This window comes from Amycolatopsis sp. BJA-103, from assembly GCF_002849735.1.
Classification (GTDB): Bacteria; Actinomycetota; Actinomycetes; order Mycobacteriales; family Pseudonocardiaceae; genus Amycolatopsis.
This window is the reverse complement of the sequence record NZ_CP017780.1, coordinates 5,219,681-5,237,274: the sequence shown is the minus strand read 5'-3', so window position 1 is coordinate 5,237,274 and position 17,594 is coordinate 5,219,681. Positions and strand designations below refer to the sequence as shown.

General features: G+C 70.2%; 6 protein-coding genes. 5 read left to right on the top strand and 1 reads right to left on the bottom strand.

From position 1 onward, the window contains the following. Genes BKN51_RS22640 through BKN51_RS22620 form a run of 5 tightly spaced genes read left to right on the top strand, consistent with a single transcriptional unit; the run spans position 1 to position 16,002 of the window. Positions 1-4,704: a DUF6603 domain-containing protein gene (locus BKN51_RS22640; protein WP_101609517.1), complete on the top strand. Its 4,704-nt coding sequence runs from the start codon at positions 1-3 to the stop codon at positions 4,702-4,704. A gap of 16 nt (positions 4,705-4,720) precedes the next feature. Further along, positions 4,721-5,887, top strand: a complete 1,167-nt coding sequence (locus tag BKN51_RS22635; protein WP_101609516.1) for a Kelch repeat-containing protein — start codon at positions 4,721-4,723, stop codon at positions 5,885-5,887. Further along, positions 5,884-8,970: a hypothetical protein gene (locus BKN51_RS22630; protein WP_101609515.1), complete on the top strand. Its 3,087-nt coding sequence runs from the start codon at positions 5,884-5,886 to the stop codon at positions 8,968-8,970. Before BKN51_RS22635 ends, BKN51_RS22630 begins: the two co-directional genes overlap by 4 nt. After that, the gene (locus BKN51_RS22625) at positions 8,963-14,149 is read left to right on the top strand and encodes a hypothetical protein (protein ID WP_101609514.1); all 5,187 of its coding nucleotides are present in this window, start codon (positions 8,963-8,965) and stop codon (positions 14,147-14,149) included. The genes BKN51_RS22630 and BKN51_RS22625 overlap by 8 nt, the downstream gene beginning before the upstream one ends. After that, positions 14,146-16,002 carry a hypothetical protein gene (locus BKN51_RS22620; RefSeq protein ID WP_101609513.1) on the top strand — a complete coding sequence of 619 codons (1,857 nt, stop codon included), beginning with the start codon at positions 14,146-14,148 and terminating at the stop codon, positions 16,000-16,002. Before BKN51_RS22625 ends, BKN51_RS22620 begins: the two co-directional genes overlap by 4 nt. Before the next feature lie 64 nt (positions 16,003-16,066). Here the strand turns inward: BKN51_RS22620 and BKN51_RS22615 are convergent, their stop codons facing one another. After that, positions 16,067-17,569 carry a leucyl aminopeptidase gene (locus BKN51_RS22615; RefSeq protein WP_101609512.1) on the bottom strand — a complete coding sequence of 501 codons (1,503 nt, stop codon included), beginning with the start codon at positions 17,567-17,569 and terminating at the stop codon, positions 16,067-16,069. Positions 17,570-17,594: the final 25 nt, after the last annotated feature.

Below are 17,594 nucleotides of genomic sequence, written 5' to 3'. Positions count from 1 at the left end.
ATGGCCGGGACGGGTGTGTTCGAAAAGATCCTCGCCGGGATCGGGCAGGCGGCGCTCCCGCTTCGTGAGGCGGTGCGTTCGCCCGGTGCCTGCATCGCCCTCCTACAGAAGATGGGCTGGCGCGTGGACGCCGTCCCGCCCGCCCTGTCGGCTTTGGGCGGGACGCTCGAAACGCTGACCGAATCTCTCCGCCGGTTGCTCGGAGACGGCGGGCTGAACGTGGGCGGTGGTTCCTCCGGCGGTGTCGACGTCGAGTTCTCGGCCGACGACGTGGCCCGGGTGCTCAGCGCGGTGCAAGCCCTCGTCGACGGCGTCAAAGGCATCGCCACCGCGCCGGACTCCGCCGTCCCGGAGGCTTTGCGGGTGGACGGATTCAAGGAGAAGTTCCCCCGTCAGCTGCTCGACTTCCTGATCGTCTCCTATCTCCAGCGGCACCATCCGGCCGTGGGTTTCGGGTTGCGCGGCCTCGGTGTCGTCAAGGGGAAGTACGCTCCGCGCTTCGGGAACCGGCCGTCGTACCTGCATCTCACTCTCGACCTCACGGACATCCCGCGGTTGATCGGTGATCCGGGGCAGGTGCTCAAGAAGGCCTTCGGCTGGGGTGGACCGGACTTCGACTTCGCGTCGCTGTCGTCCCAGCTCGACAACCTGCTGATGAGCATGGGCGTCGACGTCGACCTGCGATCCTTGCCGTCCGGAGCCACGGCGGCCGTCCGGGGGACGCCGGAAGACCTGACGGCCCCGCTGGTGAAAGCCGTCCGCGGCACCGTGTTCGAACGGTTCCTTCCGCGGAACGAGCGTTTGGCGGCCGATATCCGGCTCGTCGAATTGCCGTCGGTGAACGGCGCACCGGCAGGCCTGGCGCTGTTGCCGTACTTCACCGGCTCATTGGGCGCCAACCTGCCGTTGACCGAGGACCTCACCCTCCTCATCCGCAGCGACCTCGACCTCGAAGGCGGCGTCGCGCTCAGAATCCTTCCCGGCCAAGGCATCGAGACCGTCGTCGGCTTCGAGAAGGTGAACCCGGCCCCGCGACAGCTCGACGGCGCCATCGAGGTCGTCATCGAGCGTGGCGAGGCCGGGAGCGAGCCCACCCTCCTGATCGGTTCCAGGGACGGCACGAGGCTGCAGTTCCGCAAGCTCGCCGCGACCGGGGGCGTGCGGATCAGCGACGGCGTGGACGTCTTCGCGGAGTTCGAACTCCAAGGGCTCGAGTTCGTCTTCAAACCGGGCGGGGCCGACGGCTTCATCGCGAAACTCCTGCCCGGCGACGGATTCACCGTCGGCGGCGACCTCGTCGTCGGGATCTCGCACGCGCACGGGTTCTACTTCCGCGGTTCGGCCAACCTCGAAGCGCGTATCGCGGCCCATTTCGAGCTGGGGCCGCTGGAGATCCAGGGGCTGACGATCTCCGCGTCGCCGTCGGGGGACGGGATCCCGATCGGGCTGGGGACGACGATCAAGGCGCGGCTCGGGCCGATCACGGCGGTGGTGGAGCAGATCGGGCTCACCGCCGGCCTCGCGTTCAAGGAGGACAACGACGGCAACCTGGGGCCGGTCGATCTTTCGCTCGGTTTCAAGCCGCCCAAGGGGGTCGGGCTGTCGGTCGACGCGGGCATCGTGTCCGGTGGCGGGTATCTCTACTTCGACCCGGATCGCGGCGAGTACGCGGGCGCGCTGGAGCTGGAGTTCGCGGGGCTGGTGGAACTCAAGGCCATCGGGCTGATCACCACGCGGATGCCGGACGGGTCCGACGGGTTCTCGTTGCTGATCGTGATCGCCACCGAGTTCGGGGGCGGCGGGATCCAGCTCGGGTTCGGGTTCACGCTGCTCGGCGTCGGCGGGGTGCTCGGGCTCAACCGGCGGATGGACTTCGCCGCGCTGATCGACGGCGTGGTCAGCGGCGGGATCGAATCGGTGATGTTCCCCAAGGACGTCATCGCGAACGCGCCGCGGATCATCAGCGACCTCCGGCGGTTCTTCCCACCGGAGGACGGCCGGTTCCTCATCGGCCCGATGGCGAAGATCGGCTGGGGGACACCGGCGCTGGTCACCATCTCGCTCGGGGTGATCGTGGAGATCCCGCCCGGCAACGTCGCGATCCTCGGGGTGCTGAAATGCGTGCTGCCCAGTGAAGACGTCGCCCTGCTGAAACTGCAGGTCAATTTCATCGGCGCGCTCGAAGTCGACAAATCGAGACTCTGGTTCTACGCCCAGCTCTTCGACTCGCGCATCCTGACGATGACCATCGAAGGCGGGATGGGCCTGCTGGTCGACTGGAGCGACAACCCCGACTTCGTGCTCAGTGTCGGAGGCTTCCATCCGTCGTTCAAGCCGCCGCCGTTGCCGTTCCCGGTGCCGCCGCGGCTGTCCATCGACATCCTGAACTCGCCGGGACGCCTGATCCGCGTGTCCGGCTATTTCGCGGTCACCAGCAACACCGCCCAGTTCGGCGCCAAGGCCGAACTCCGGCTGGGTTTCGGCGGGTTCGGCATCGAAGGGCATCTCGCCTTCGACGCGCTGTTCCGCTTCTCGCCGTTCTCGTTCATCATCCAGATCTCCGCCGGTGTCTCGCTGAAGGCGTTCGGGGTCGGTGTGTTCGGCATCGATCTCGACTTCCAGCTCGAGGGCCCGTCACTGTGGCGTGCGCACGGGCGCGGGTCGATCTCCTTGCTGTTCTTCGAGATCTCGGCGGACTTCGACATCAGCTGGGGCGAGGAGCGCGACACCGCGCTGCCGCCGGTCGAGGTGCTCGGCCTGCTGGAGAACGAGGTCCGCAAGGTCGAGGGCTGGCAGACGCGGCTGCCGGCGGGCGGGGTCAATCCGCTGGTCACGTTGCGGCAGCTGCCGGGGACCGACGACCTCGTCCTGCATCCCCTCGGCTCGTTGTTCGTCCGGCAGCGGGCTGTCCCGCTCGACGTCCGGATCGACCGGATCGGTGCGCAGAAGCCCAGTGACGGCAAGCGGTTCACCCTGGAGCCGATGCCCTCCAGCGGTTTCAAGCGCGCGTCGATCACCGGCGACAAGTTCGCGATGGGGCAGTTCCAGGACTCCGGCGACGCCGAGAAGCTTTCGCGCGCCGCCTTCGAGGACCAGAACGCCGGGCTGGAACTGGTCGCCGCGGACGGCGCGATCTTCTCGCCGCGCGTCGTGCGGCGCAGCGCCCGCTACGAACTGTACATAGTGGACAATGAACCACCGGAAACGGTCACCACCCTCGGGATGCGCCGTCGCCGGGTCCGGATGGCGGTGAAGGCACCCGCCGCGCCGAAGCTGTACAGCCCGGCTCCCGCGGTCTTCGACACCCTGCTGGCCGGCAGCAGCACCGCGCGCTCCTCCCTGTCCCAGCACGAATCCCGGCTGCGGCAACCGTTCGCGCCCGCCGAGACGGTGCGCGTCACCGGTGACAGCTTCATCGTCGCGTACCGCCGCAACAACCTCCAGGCGTTCCCTCCGGTGCGGACGGGCTCGACCGCCGCGACCTTCCGGAGCGAGGCGAGCGCGACCGACGCGATGGCGGACTGGATCCGCGCCGACGCGTCCCTGTCCGGGCAGGTGCACGTCCTGCGCCGGACCGAAGCGGGCGGCGGCCCGGTCGCGGAACCCGGTGTCTGGTCGAACGCGGGCAACGCGCCGTCGCCGGTTTCGGGGGCGGACGCTGTCGTCCTCGTCGGCGGGAAGGTACTCGTCGCGGGCGGCGCCGGCGCGACCGGAAAACCGGTGTCCACCACGGCGATCTTCGATCCGGTCGTGGTGACCTGGGCGGCCGGGGTGTCGTCGTTGAAGACCGCGCGGGCGCGGCACAGCACGACAAGGCTGGCGGACGGCAGGACCGTCGTGGCGGGCGGGCTCGACGCGAACGGCGCCCCGCTGGCGTCGGCCGAGGTGTTCGACCCGGCCGTGAACGCCTGGAAGGACACGGCGGATCTCGCCACCGCGCGAGCAGGACACGGCGCCGTGGCGATCGGGTCCCGGCTGCTCGTGGCGGGTGGGACGTCGCCGAGAGGCGCCGCGCTCGCCTCGGCCGAACTGCTCGACCCGGGAACGCTGACCTGGACCGCGGCCGCGCCGATGTCCGACGCCCGCACCGGGCACCGGATGGTCCCGCTCACCGACGAGAAGACCGGGAAGGTGACGGTGCTGGTCGTCGGGGGCGCCGTACCGACCGGGCAGGGCGAGCGAGCCGTCGCGACCTGCGAGATCTACGACCCCGAGGCGAGGCAATGGACTCCGGCCGGGAGCCTTTCCGTGCCCCGCAAGGGTCATCAGGCGACACTGCTGCCGGACGGGCGCGTGCTGGTCACCGGCGGAGACGCCGTCGAGTCACGGCCCTACCGGCGGGAAAGCCTTGCCACCGCGGAAATTTACGACCCGGCGAAGCGGACCTGGCTTCCCGTGAACGCCATGCCGGGCGGCGGCCGCAGCGGACATCGGTGTGTGGCGACCCCGCTCGGCGCCGTCGTCGTCGGGGGCACCGGCCGTCCGGGGGCCACGGCCGGATTCCGTGCCGCCGCGGTGTTCGAGCCCGGCTCCGGAACCTGGTCGGAGACCGGGGCACTGACGGTGGGCCGCCACGACTTCGCGGCGATCGACCTCGCCGACGGCCGGGTGTTCGCCGTGGGCGGCCTCGCCAGGACCGGCGCCGCCGCACCGGGACCCGACCCCGTCGAACTCGCCACCACCACCGAGATCTACCTGCCATGACCGAAGGGAACGCCTCATGACCAGCGCGACGCTCGCGGCCGACAAGTGGTCGGACGCCACCGATTACGCGGTGGCGGCGACCTGGGCCGGTCAGCATGACGCCGCCGTCCTGCTCACGGACGGCAAGAAGGCACTCGTCGCAGGGGGAGCCGACGCGGCCTCGGTGAGCGTCGGGCAAAGCGCGGTCTACGACTTCGACGCCGGGACGTGGGGGCAGCCCGCGTTGCTGGGCACGGCGAGACAACTACACGCGCTGACCCCGTTGCCGGGCGGGAAAGCGCTGATCACCGGCGGGATTCCGGCGCCGGGCGGGGCCGCGATCGGCACGGCCGAGATCTACGACCCGGTGGCGAAGAAGTGGGAGCCGGTGGTGAAGCCGATGCTCAAGGCCCGGTGGGGGCACAGCGCCGTCGCGCTCTCGAACGGGCTGGTCCTGATCGCGGGCGGCAGCACGCTCCGGCCGGACGGGAAGGCGATGGCGGTCCGCTGGGCCGAGTTGTTCGATCCGGCCGGCGGCGGGAGCTGGGCCGTGGCCGAGGAGATGACCGACGCCCGCACGGGGCACACCGCGGTGGTGTTGCAGGACGGCAAGAAGGTGCTGGTCTGTGGCGGCACCGCGCCGGTCGGCGGCGCCGACGACCCGGCGCTGGCCTTCTGCGAGCTCTACGACACCGACACCGAGAAGTGGTCGGTGGCGGCCACGATGAAGTTCCCGCGCAGCGGGCACACCGCGACCGCGCTGACCGCGACTTCCGTGCTCGTCGCCGGGGGAACGGCACCGGGAGTGACCCCCGACGGCGCCTTCGATCCCTTCGCCCGCGCCACCGCCGAGGTCTTCCAGCTGAACTCCTCCGGCGGGGTCTGGAGCCAGGCCAAGGCCATGCCGGGCGGCAGGGCGTTCCACCGCGCCGTTCCCGCGGGCGAGGGGAAGGTCGTGCTGCTCGGCGGGGCGGACGACGTCGCGAACGAGGCGGGGTACCGCAGCGCGGTGCGGTACGAGGGCGGCGAATGGACCGCGATGCCCGGATTGGACCGCGGCCGCTGGGGTTTCGCCGCGGTCGCTTCGGGCGCCAAGGTGCTCGTCGCCGGAGGCACCGCCGGTACCGGGCTCGCGATGGCAGCCGGGCGGTCGGGGAAGGCCGAACTGACGAAGTCCGCGGAGAAGTTCGGGAGCGGTTCGTGAGCGCGAACGCCTATTCCTTCCTGCCCTGGCTCCGGACCGGGCTGAGCACGCGGATCAAGGGCGAGGTCGCCGGGGCGCGCGCGACGATCCCGGTCGGGCTCAGGCTGACCGGGGACGCGCTCGCCGAGAACGCCGAGGCGCTGCATCGCGAGATCACCAAGCCCGTCCAGCTCTACGGCCCCGGCGACGTCGTGGGGCTGGACCCGCGCGCCGTCTCGCGGACCGAGCCACATCCGTTCGCCGTCAACTTCGAGCCCAACTACCTGGCCCACATCGAGTTCTACGACGAAGACACCCCGTGGCGCTACAGTCCCGCGGCGCCGGACGAGGTGGCGAAACGGCTGGATCCCTGGCTGGCGCTGATCGTGCTGTCCGCGGGCGGCGATTCGGGTCCGGCGGAGTTCAAGGAGGGCGCGGCGACGGAACAGCCGCTGCCCTTCATCACCGTCACGGAGCCGAAGGCGCTGCAACCGTCGGGTGAACTCGGGGCGTGGGCGCACGTCCACGTCAACGGGACGCTCGACGGCAGGATCGCGGTCGACACCCCCGATGACATGAAGCCCTCGCTGGGAGTGCTGAGCGACGTCCTGCGCCGGTCGCCCGACAGCGCGTGTTCACGTGTGCTCTGTCCCCGGCATCTGAAGCCCAGCACCACTTACCACGCCTTTCTGGTACCGGCGTTCGAGGCGGGGCGCGTCGCCGGGCTCGGTGGCGATCCGAAGGACATCCCGGCGAAGAACCCGAGCTGGACCGCCTCGACGGGCCAGCTGGACCTGCCGTTCTACCACCGCTGGTCGTTCACCACGAGCACGGTCGGCGACTTCGAGTACCTCGTCCGGTTGCTGAAGCCGATCGAGGCGCAGGCGCCGGTCGGCAGGCGCGACATGGACGCGCATCGCTCGCCGGGCTACGCCCTCGAAGGCGTCACCACACCGACGGACCCCAAGGGAGTCCTGAAGCTCGGTGGCGCGTTGCAGTTGCCCGACAGCGACGACAAGCCCGACAAGTACGAGAACTGGGACAACTTCTACGGCACCGACACCTCGGCGACGCCCTATCCGAACCAGTGGCAGCGGTCCCTGGCCGACCTGATCAACCTCGCGGACGCCTATCAGCGGAAAACGCCACAGGCCGCGAACGCCGAAACGGCCGCGGTGGCAGCGGGGACCGATCCGGTGATCACCCCGCCCCTGTACGGCTGCTGGCCGTCGCTGACCCGGACGCTGGTGGAGGACGAGACCGGCAAACCGCGGCCGCCGGACCAGGTCCACAACTGGGTGCACCGGCTCAACCTCGATCCGCGATTCCGGGTCGCCGCGCAGTTCGGCACCGAGGTCGTCCAGGCGCGGCAGGAGGAGTTCATGGCGGCCGCGTGGAACCAGCTCGGCGACATCCAGAAGGCGAACGAGCTCATCCGGGCCGCGCAACTGGCCCGCCAGCTCGGAAAGACGCTGCAGGGCAAGCACATCACTCCGCAGGCGCCGCCGAAAACAGCGGCCGCGGCGGCCGGGCCGGTGTCCGGCCGTGCGCTGACCCTGACCGCGCCCGCGCACGGACGAGTCGTCGGACGCCCGAGGCAGACGGCTTTGGCCGCCGAGCCCGAACTGTTCGCCGTGGGCTACAAGGTGAGCGAGAGCCGGGTCGCGGCGGCACCGATGTCCGCGCCGATGCGCCGGATCACCCGGCCGGGGTCACGACTGAGGAAACGGCTGCTGCGCGAGGGAAGCCAGTACGACCTGCTGGTGGACCGGATCGACCGGAACGAGGTCTTCGCCGCGAAACCCAAAGGGGCGCCGGGGGTCACGTTCAGGATGAGCATGCCGGATTTCGCGGCAGAGCAGGACGACAGCGAAGACAGCGAGGAGACGAAGCGCTACAAGAGCGCCTTGCGGGCGATGCACGACGGCCTCGCCGAGACCGCCGCCGGTGACCCCGGCGAAGACCAGCTCGACGTGCTGACCGCCATCGACGACATGCTCGCCGGCCTCCGCGCCGAGAAGACCCTGCTGGAAAGCATGGCGGGGGCGATGAACCTGCCGGAGCGGCTGCGGATCGCGGTGGGCGACCTCATCGAGATCCTGGCCTATCCGGTGTTCGACATGCCGATGTACGAAGAACTCCTGAAGATGTCGGTGGAGACCTTCGTACCGAACATCGGGCTGCTCCCGGACAATTCGATCACCCTGCTGGAGAACAACCGGCAGTTCATCGAGGCCTATCTCGTCGGGCTCAACCACGAGATGGCGCGGGAGCTGCTGTGGCGCGAGTTCCCGACCGACCAGCGGGGAACGCCGTTCCGTCAGTTCTGGGACCCGCGCACGGTGCCGCTGCGGGCGGGCGAGAGCCGAGAGGCCTGGCGTGAGCGGCTGTACGACATCCCGCCGTTGCACCTCTGGGAACCGGCCGCGCGACTGGGCGAGAACAACCCCCGGCAGGCGCCGCCGTCACCCCCGGAGACGAGGCAGCGGAAGGACCTCGTCCTGGTGATCCGCGGCGAGCTGCTCAAGAAGTACCCGAACGCGTCGATCTACGCGCACAAGGCGGTCTGGCCGGTCAAGGACGGCGTCGTGGACAAGAGCGGGGAGCGGACCATCGCCCCGCTTTCGCCGAACGCCCCGCTGGATCCGAAACTCGTGTTGCTGCCGACCTACGAGGCGAAGATCGCCCCGGATCTCTACCTGCTCGGCTTCCCGCTCGAAGACGACGAGGCGCGAGAAGGCGGGGAAGACAAACTCGGCTGGTTCTTCGTCCTCAAGGAGCGCCCCGGCGAGCCGAGGTTCGGGGTGGACGAGCCGCCCAAGGGACAGCTGCCCGAGGTCGAGGTCTGGAACGACATCACCTGGGGCCATGTGGATCCCAAGCCGGGCGAGACCGGGTTCGTGCGGTTCGACCGGAACGTGACGGTCCGCCTCGGCGACGCGCGCCTGGATCCCGACGACGGCGAAAAGGTGGCCCAGCGCGAAGACGATCTGAACATCGGCAGCTGGGCAACCAGGATCAGCTCCGCCGACGTCGCCTACATCCTTTTCCAGGCCCCGGTCCTGGTGGCCGTGCACGCGGGGGAGATGCTGCCGAATGGCTGAGCTGACGCTCGATTTCCCGGTCCTGCTCGGACCGGTGCGGGTCGAGACCCGGTTCGTCGGCGACGATCTGCTGGTGCGGATCTTCCCCGACGAATGGTCGGTGGACAAGTTCGAAGACAACCTGACCCGTGCCGAACTCGCCGCGCTGGACGCGTACTGGACCACGCTCTGGGCGGTCGGCGACTCCCCGGTGGGACGGCGGTCCGCGTGGCAGCAGCTCGTCGGACGCGTACCCGCCGGCCGCGCGGGATGGTTGCTGGGGAAACACAAACCGGCCAACCCCGACGACCGCCCGACCGGGATTCCCGACGGGCCCGTGCTGGTGGTCGTCACGCCGCAGGCCGTCGCGGCGCAGGACCGCGGGCCGACGGTGACGTACTGGACGTCGGTCCGGAAGGCGCGCGGCGATCGCCGGAAACTGCGGGAGGCCGACATCGCCCTGCTCGCCGCGGTCGGAACCGCCAGGGCGAACGCGATCCGCGCCCGGCGTCCGTCCGGTGTGGACAGTGCGCCGTCGAACCCGGTCGAGACCGTCGCAGTGGCGTTCCTCGTGCTCACCCCGCCGCCGGAGATCGCCGAAGAGTCATGGACGGTGGCGGCGAAGGCCAAATTGTTGCCGGACCTGTTCACCGTCTACGGCTACGTGGGAGACCAGCGCGTCTTCGCGGTGCCGGGGCGTCCTGTCCAGCCCGATCTCGCCGTCAGCCCGGATCCCGGCGAGACCGGGGAAGACCGGCTGAGAGTCGTCGAGGAGACCGGCGAACTCGTCGTCCCCACGGCGCTGAAGTGGCTGGTGGACTTCGAAGCGGCCAAGACGGCGGGTATGGCCGTGCGGATCCCCGCCGAAGTCCTCCCGCCCGGGAACATCGACCGGCTCGTCGTGCTCGGTCTCCGCGAGCAGGCCACTCCACAGGAGTCCGCGACGGCGTGGGGAAAGCTGATCGGGGACCAGCTGCGCACGCCGTCCGGCTTCGGTTTCCTGCCGCAGGGTACGCCGACGAACAACTCCGAAGAGGTCTCCGCGGGCCAGGATCCCCAAGCCGAGGCCGAATCCGGGTTCGCGACCGCGGCGGGGTTCACCGCCGCCGCGGCCGACTGGACCACCAAGACCGACGGCGAGTGGTTCGCCGAACTGCTCGGGCTCGATCCGGCGGTGCTCGCCGGGGTGCCGAACGCCGAGGGCACCGACCGGCGGGACGCCCGCGCGGCCCACACCGCGCTGTGGCCCGCCACCTGGGGCCATTACCTTCCCGCGCTCCTCAATGGCGTCCTGACCGAGGAGCAGATCGCGAAGACGCGGCAGTTCTTCCTCGAACACGTGTCGGGGCGGGGACCGCTGCCGGTGGTGAAGATCGGGCGCCAGCCCTACGGAATCCTGCCGACGACGGTGTTCTCCGAACTCGCCTTTCCCGAGACCCTGCCTCATCGCACCGCCTTGAACACCATCCTCAAAGAGGCCGCGAAGGACTGGGACGCCGCGCTCGCACACGTCCAGTACCTCGACTCGGCCGGGGGCGACCCGCACCAGAAGCTGCTGGACATCCTCGCGCTCCATCCGACGTCGGCCGAGTACCACCAGCGGTACGCCCAAAGCGTCGAAGACCTGTCCAGACGTGAGGAACTGGGCGCGAGCGGTCTCCGCGCGGCCGTGGCCGCGGTCGGTGAACCCGTCCGCGAGGTGCTGGCCAGGTTCGGGTACTCGGCCGGTGAACCCGATCTGGCCCGGCGGGTGTTCGCCGAGGAGGTCCGGCTGCTGGCGGCCCCGGTCGTCGACGACCGGCCACTGTCCGAAGTGGACAAGATCCGGAAGTACGCGGCCGAGGGGAACTACCTGCACTGGCTCGCCCACTACGGGGCGAACGAGCTGGAGACCGTGCGCAAGGAACTCGGATTCATCGACAACCTCCCGCCGTCCGCGCTGCTGTACTCGCTGGCGAGGCACGCGGTGCTGCTCGGCGCGGCCGAGGCGGCGAGGCGGCTCGCCCTGCTGACCCCCGGCGCCGAGGCACCCGACGGCCGGGACGCGCCGTTCATCCACGTCGACCCCTCCGGCGGGCCCAGCGAAAGCCGGTACCACAAGCTCTATTCGACGGATCCGGCGATCGATCCCGAGCGGCCGGTGCACGAGTACCTGCGCACGATCCTGGACGCGAGCCCGGCGACGGCGGAGCTGAGCGAACAGCTGAAAGCGGTGAAGGCGCTGGCGGAACTGCCCACCGCGCGGCTGGAGCGGGTGTTCGCCGAGCATCTCGACTGCACCTCCTACCGGCTCGACGCCTGGCGGCTCGGCCTGGTCAACGAGCGGCTGGCCGAGCTGCGGAAGGATCCGGCCGGGGGCGCGCCGAAACGGGGAACGCATCTGGGGGCGTACGGCTGGCTGGAGAACGTCCACCGCGAATCCGCGGCGGAGACGGCACCCCTTCCCGCCGGGCTGCCCGCGATCTTCGGTACCGAAGACCTGCCCCACGACGAGGACAACGGCGGATTCGTGCACGCGCCGTCGCCGGCCCACGCGCGGACGGCCGCGATACTGCGCGCGGGTTTCCTCGCGAACGGCAAGGGACGCAAGGACAGTACGTTCGCGGTGAACCTGAGCTCCGAACGAGTCCGGATCGCACTGTCTCTTTTGGACGGAATGCGGCAGGGACAGTCTCCCGGCGCCCTGCTGGGGTACCGGTTCGAACGCGGTCTCCACGACGCCCGCGCCGGCCTCGACAAGTTCATCGCCGGGCTGCGGCGAAAGTTCCCGTTGCGGGCCAACAAGATCACCGACACGAAGACGACCCCGGGGAGCATCGAACAGGTCGAGGCCCGCAACGTGATCGACGGGCTGGCCCTGCTCCGGCACGTGGACCGAGAAGTGGAACCGTTGCCGAAGGACCAGAAGGTCTACCCGTTCGACTTCACCGATCTCCCCGAGGCGAACGGGGACGAGAAGACGGCGATCGGCGTTCAGCTCGATGCCCTGCGCAACGCCCACGACGCGCTGGCCGACCTCGTCGTCGCCGAAGGCGCGCATCAAGCCTTGCAGGGCAACGCCGAACGCGCGTCGGCGACGCTGGACTCCTATGCGAAAGGCGGCGTCCTGCCCGAGCCTTCGGTGGTCGAGACGCCGCGCAGCGGGACCACGCTCACCCACCGGTTCGGCCTGCAGTTCACCCCCGGCCTCCGGCCCGATCACGGAGCCCCGTTGCTGGGCAGGAACAATCCGCGCGCCAGGGCGGAACCGGCGGTCAACGCCTGGCTGAGGACGGTCCTGCCGGACGCGGGCTCCGTGGCCGCGCTGGTCACCTGGCTCGACGAACGCGGAAGGCCGCAGAGCCGGGTGGTGAGCCAGGCCGAGGCAGGACTGCAGGCGATCGACCTGCTGTGGGCGGTGCCCCCGGCGCGAAAGGCGGAGACGACCGACCTCGACGACCGGATCCTCGGCGTCGTCGTCGAGAAGTCCCGGCCCCGGCCGGACGCGGCGCTCACGATCGAGTACACCGAACGGGTCGAGGGGAAGGTCAGCTTCTTCGAACTTTCCCCGCTGATCGGCACTCTGCGCTCGCTGCTGACCACGGCCCGGCCGTTGCGGCCGACCGATCTGGTGCCCGGTGCCGGTTCGGCGCAGGTGGACCGCCGCGCCGACGACGAGGTGACCGTCGCCAGGGAACGCCCGGTCGCGGTGCTGGACTCCCTCACCAGGCTGGGCACCGAGGTCACCGCTTTCCGCACCGACCTCGGGGAGCTCTACCCCGCGCAGCCGAACCGCGCGGAGATCCTCGAGAACATCGACGACTTCCTCGCCCGGTACGCGAAACTGGCGCGGACCGCGGGCGACTTCGGGCTGGTGATCAGCGGCTGGGGCGAGCTGTCGGTCTGGCGGGGCGGTGTCTTCGCCACCGTTCTCGCCGCCGTCGCCGCGGTGGCCGAGCGGATGAAAAAGGCACTGGACACGGCGAACGTCCTGTTCGGGGAATACGAGAGACTGCCTTCGTCCACATCGGACGCGGAGCGGTTCCGGTTGCTGGAACAGATCGAGCGGCTGATCGTCACGAAGCTCGGAGCCCGTGAGCGGACGCCGTCCTTGCAACGTGGCAGGGTGCGGTCGAACCGCATCGTGTTCGAACGGCGTCTTGGCAGGCTGACCGACTTCGCCGGCACGAGCGAGCCGACGCTGAGCGGGTTGCTCGACGACGTCGCCCGCCAGCTGCCGTTGACCGACATCGACCCGGCGGGCCTCGATCTGAAGCCGTTCGAGGACCAGGTCGTCGCGTATGGCCAGGAACTGCTGACCAGGGCGAAAAAGCTCGAAGTGGACCTCATCGGCGAGAAGGGCCGGAAGAAGACGGCGGAAGACCTGCTGGTGAACGTCCACGACAAGGCCGTCACCCGGCCGGACCGGGTCGCCGCCGCGATCGACGTCCTCGAAGTGCTGCTGGGCGAGGACGTCCTCGTCGTTCCCGAATTCACCCCGCCGGAAGCGGTCCTCGAACAGTGGCGGGACGCCAGGGCAGACAGCGTGGAGCTGGTCGCGCACCTGACGTCGCGTGATCCCGACGTCCTCGAACGCCGCGACTTCCCGGTGGACGACTGGCTGCACGGCATGGCGAGGGTGCGGGAGAAGCCGCGGTTGTGGGAGAAGACCGTGCTGCTCGCCAACGCGCTGCTCGACACCGGCCCTCTCACCTGGAAGGAACCGGCGCTGACCCCGGTCCAGCTGCCCTACGTCGAGAACGATCACTGGCTGGCCATGGAGTTCTTCGATCCGGAGAAGGTGGGCGACCAGCTCGACCAGGACCGGCTGCTGTTCACCGCGCACTACGCGGCCTCCTTGAACGGCAAAGACCACTGTGGACTGTTGCTGGACGAATGGACCGAGGTGATCCCCGCCGAACGGGAGACGACGGGGATCGCGCTGCACTACGACCGCCCGGATTCCGAGCCGCCGCAGGCGATGCTGCTCGTGGTCCCGCCGGTGCTCGATCCGGAGAAGAGCTGGACGCCGGAACTGCTCGTGGAAGCGATCACGGAGACGTTCCAGCTCGCCAAGACCCGTGCCGTCGAACCGGACCACCTCGACGGCACGCCGCTTTCCCAGCTGCTCCCGGCCGCCGTGCTTTCGGCCGTCCGGGGCGACGTCACCGTCGGCACCGACCTCGCCGTCGCCGACCTGCGCCGGAAGGCCATGCCATGACCGAAGCGCGGAACTTCGCCGACGAGCTGGCCGCCAGGGAAACCCCGGCCGTCGGGGTCTGGAACCGGCTGGAGGGCCGCCCCCGCACGGTCGGTTTCGACCGGGCGCTGCGGGCGGAGGTCCGGGATCCTTTGTGGATGCTCACCCGGCAGTGGCAGCTGGGGGAGCTGCGCGGCGCGGACGCGGGCAGCCCGGTCACGGTGACCTACGCGGTGACACCGTCGCGTCCCACCCGGTTCCAGCCGCACGAGGGCACGCCGCGGGAGCTGGCCGTCGACCATCCACTCGAGACCGCCGCGGAACGACGGCTGCCGACGCTGGCCTACGGCACCAGTGGTGACGAGAAGGTCGCCTTCGATCTCCGGCTGGCGATCGGCAGGCAGTGGTTCAAACTGATGGCGGCCCATTCTCTGCTGGGCGCACTCTTCAGGATCAAGGAGGACTACCTCAAGCGGTATCCCATCGCCCTGCCCGCCCCCGGCAACCCCGGCGACGTCGCGAAGCTGGCGCATCCCGAGGTCTGGGCGATGATGCAGACGATCGCCGGACGCGCGATGGACGGGCACCTTTTCTACCTGCACCTCAAGGGCGGCGGGAACGCCGAGGACGGCACCGGCGTCATCGGCGCGGTGCAGCGTGACCTGCTGCGGAAGCTGGGGCGGCGGCTGGTCCGCTGGTACGAGAGCCTGATCGAACGACCCGAGCCCGCCGACGCGACCTGGGATCCCAGCCGGTTCGAGCACCGGTTCTCGGTGGCCGCGGGGGCACCGGGCGGTGGCGAGAAGAAGCTGTCCGCCAAGGAGTACGAAGGCGGGACCCTGGACTGGCACGCCTTCTCCGTCGACCCGAAGAACCCGCTCGGTGGCACGAAACCGCCGGAGCCGACGCTGACCAGGACCGTGTTCCCCGCCCCGGTGCGCTATTCCGGGATGCCGCTGCCGCGCTGGTGGGCGCAGGAGGACGGGAAGACGAACTTCGCCGCCGTCCGGACGGACAGCACCGATCTCGCGCGGCTGGTCTTCCTGGAGTTCGCGCTGGTCTTCTCCAACGACTGGTACCAGGTGCCGTGCGATCTGCCCGCCGGCACGCTCGCGAAGGTCACGGGCATGGTCGTCACGGACGTGTTCGGGCAGAAGCAGGCGATCACCCCGGCGGGCGCGGGGCCCGACCAGGACTGGCGCCGGTGGTCGATGTTCACCTTGGACACCATCGGCGACGACGACGTCCAGGCGGACACCGATCTGTTGCTCCCGCCGAGTGTGCCGAAGGTGACCGAGGGACCCGCGCTGGAGGAGGTCCTGCTGATCCGCGACGAGGCCGCGAACATGGTCTGGGGGATCGAGCAGACCGTCACCACGCCGATCGGGGAACCCCGCCGCGGAAGCGAGGCGGCCGCCGAGGTCGTCACGTTCCGGCGACGCCTGGCCGAGGCCACCGAGGCGGCCGACGCCGATCCGCCGCGCGCCCCGATCTCGTACGTCCTGATGAACACCGTGCCGGAGCACTGGATCCCGTTCATCCCGGTGCACGAACCCGGCGACCACCGCGAGATCCGGTTGCAGCGCGCGGCGATGCCCGGCGTCGTGGACCAGAAGCCGGTGGAGCCGAGGACGACGTTGCTGCGGCCGGGGCTCGACCAGCCGCAACCCGGTCAGAAACCGCAGTACTTCGTCAACGAGGAAGAGGTGACCCAGGCGGGCACGCGGCTTTCGGTCGCCTACAACCGGACACGCTGGCGTGACGGCCGCGTCGTCGTCTGGCTCAGCGCACGGCGCGGCGTCGGCAGGGGTGAGGGCTCCAGCGGGCTGGCCTTCGACCAGCTCGTGGACACACCGCTGCCCCCGGCCCCCTGAAGCGCGTGAAGGCCCCTTTCCCTCGGCTGAACAGAGGGAAGGGGGCCTTCACGCGGGAAAGCGATCAGCCGTTGGCGGCGATGTCCGCGAGGACCGCGGCGATGGTGCGGACCGGGACGCCGGTGCCGCCCTTGCCGGTGTAGCCCCACACCCCGGCGGTGTTGAACGACGGGCCCGCGATGTCGATGTGCGCCCAGGGCAGGCCGTCGGCGACGAACTCGCGCAGGAAGACACCCGCGGCGAGCATGCCGCCCCAGCGGTGCCCGGTGACGTTGGCCAGGTCGGCCAGGCGCGAGTCGAGGTCGGCGCGCAGCTCCTCCGGCAGCGGCATGGCCCAGCCGCCCTCACCGGTCGCCTGCGCGATCGAAGCGACCCGGTCGCGGAACTCGTCCGAGCCCATGACGCCCGCGGTGCGGTTGCCCAGCGCGACGACCTGCGCGCCGGTCAGCGTCGAGGTCTCGATCAGGTAGTCGGGGTTCTCCTCGCCCGCGCGCACGATCGCGTCGGCCAGCACGAGACGGCCTTCGGCGTCGGTGTTGAGCACCTCGACGGTCTTGCCGCCGTACATGCTGAGCACGTCGCCCGGCCGGTAGGCGGTGGACGAGGGCAGGTTCTCCGCCAGCGGGATGTGCGCGACGACCTCGAGCGGGTACTTCAGCTTCGCGGCCAGCGCCACGGAGGCGAGCACGGCGGCCGCGCCCGACATGTCCGAGGTCATGTGGTCCATGTTCGCGGCGGGCTTGATCGAGATGCCGCCCGAGTCGAAGGTGATGCCCTTGCCGACCAGCGCGACCTTCTTCGACGCCTTCGCCGGCTTGTAGGCGAGGCGCAGCAGGCGCGGCTGCCGCGAGGAACCGCCGCCGACGCCGAGGATGCCGCCGAAGCCCTTGCGCTTGAGGGCCTTCTCGTCGAGGACCTCGAACTCGAGGTTGTTCGCCTCGGCCAGGGTCTTCGCGCGGTCGGCGAAGGAGGCCGGGAACAGGTCGTTCGGCGGGGTGTTGATCAGGTCGCGGGCGATGATCACCGACTCCGCGATCAGGGTGGCGGCCTTCAGCGTCGCCTTGTGGTCCTTGGCGGTGCCCTCTTCGGGGCTCACGAAGTCGACCTTCGCGACCGGGCCGTCGCCCTTTTCGGAGCGGTACTCGGTGAAGGAGTACGCGCCGAGCGCGGTGCCCTCGACGGCGGCCTGCAGGTCGATCGCCGACAGCGTGACGAACGCGCGCTCGGTCCCGTTCAGCGCCCGCGCGGCGGCACCGGCACCCCGGCGGACCTGCTCGGCGGTGACGCCGTCCGCGCCCGCCTTGCCGAGGCCGACGGCCAGCACGACACCGGCGGACAGCTTGCCCAGCGTCGGTACCTTGACGACCTCGTCGGCCTTGCCGGACGCGCCGAGCGTGCCGAGGACGTCGGCGAGCTTGCCGTCGAAGGCGGCATCGGCAACGGAGGAGCCGGCGGCGAGCGCCAGGCCGTCCTCGCCCTGCAGGGTTCCGATGACGACGACGTCGGCGCGCGTCTTGGCAAGCGCCGCTTCGGCGTTCTCGGTCAGGGCAAGCTTCGGCACGGTCACTTCTGGCTCCTCGCGCGTTCGCGGT

Excerpts from the sequence above, each read along its gene's own strand:
- BKN51_RS22635 (WP_101609516.1), top strand. The coding sequence starts at position 4,721 with ATGACCAGCGCGACGCTCGCGGCCGACAAGTGGTCGGACGCCACCGAT.
- BKN51_RS22640 (WP_101609517.1), top strand. The coding sequence starts at position 1 with ATGGCCGGGACGGGTGTGTTCGAAAAGATCCTCGCCGGGATCGGGCAG.
- BKN51_RS22620 (WP_101609513.1), top strand. The coding sequence starts at position 14,146 with ATGACCGAAGCGCGGAACTTCGCCGACGAGCTGGCCGCCAGGGAAACC.
- BKN51_RS22625 (WP_101609514.1), top strand. The coding sequence starts at position 8,963 with ATGGCTGAGCTGACGCTCGATTTCCCGGTCCTGCTCGGACCGGTGCGG.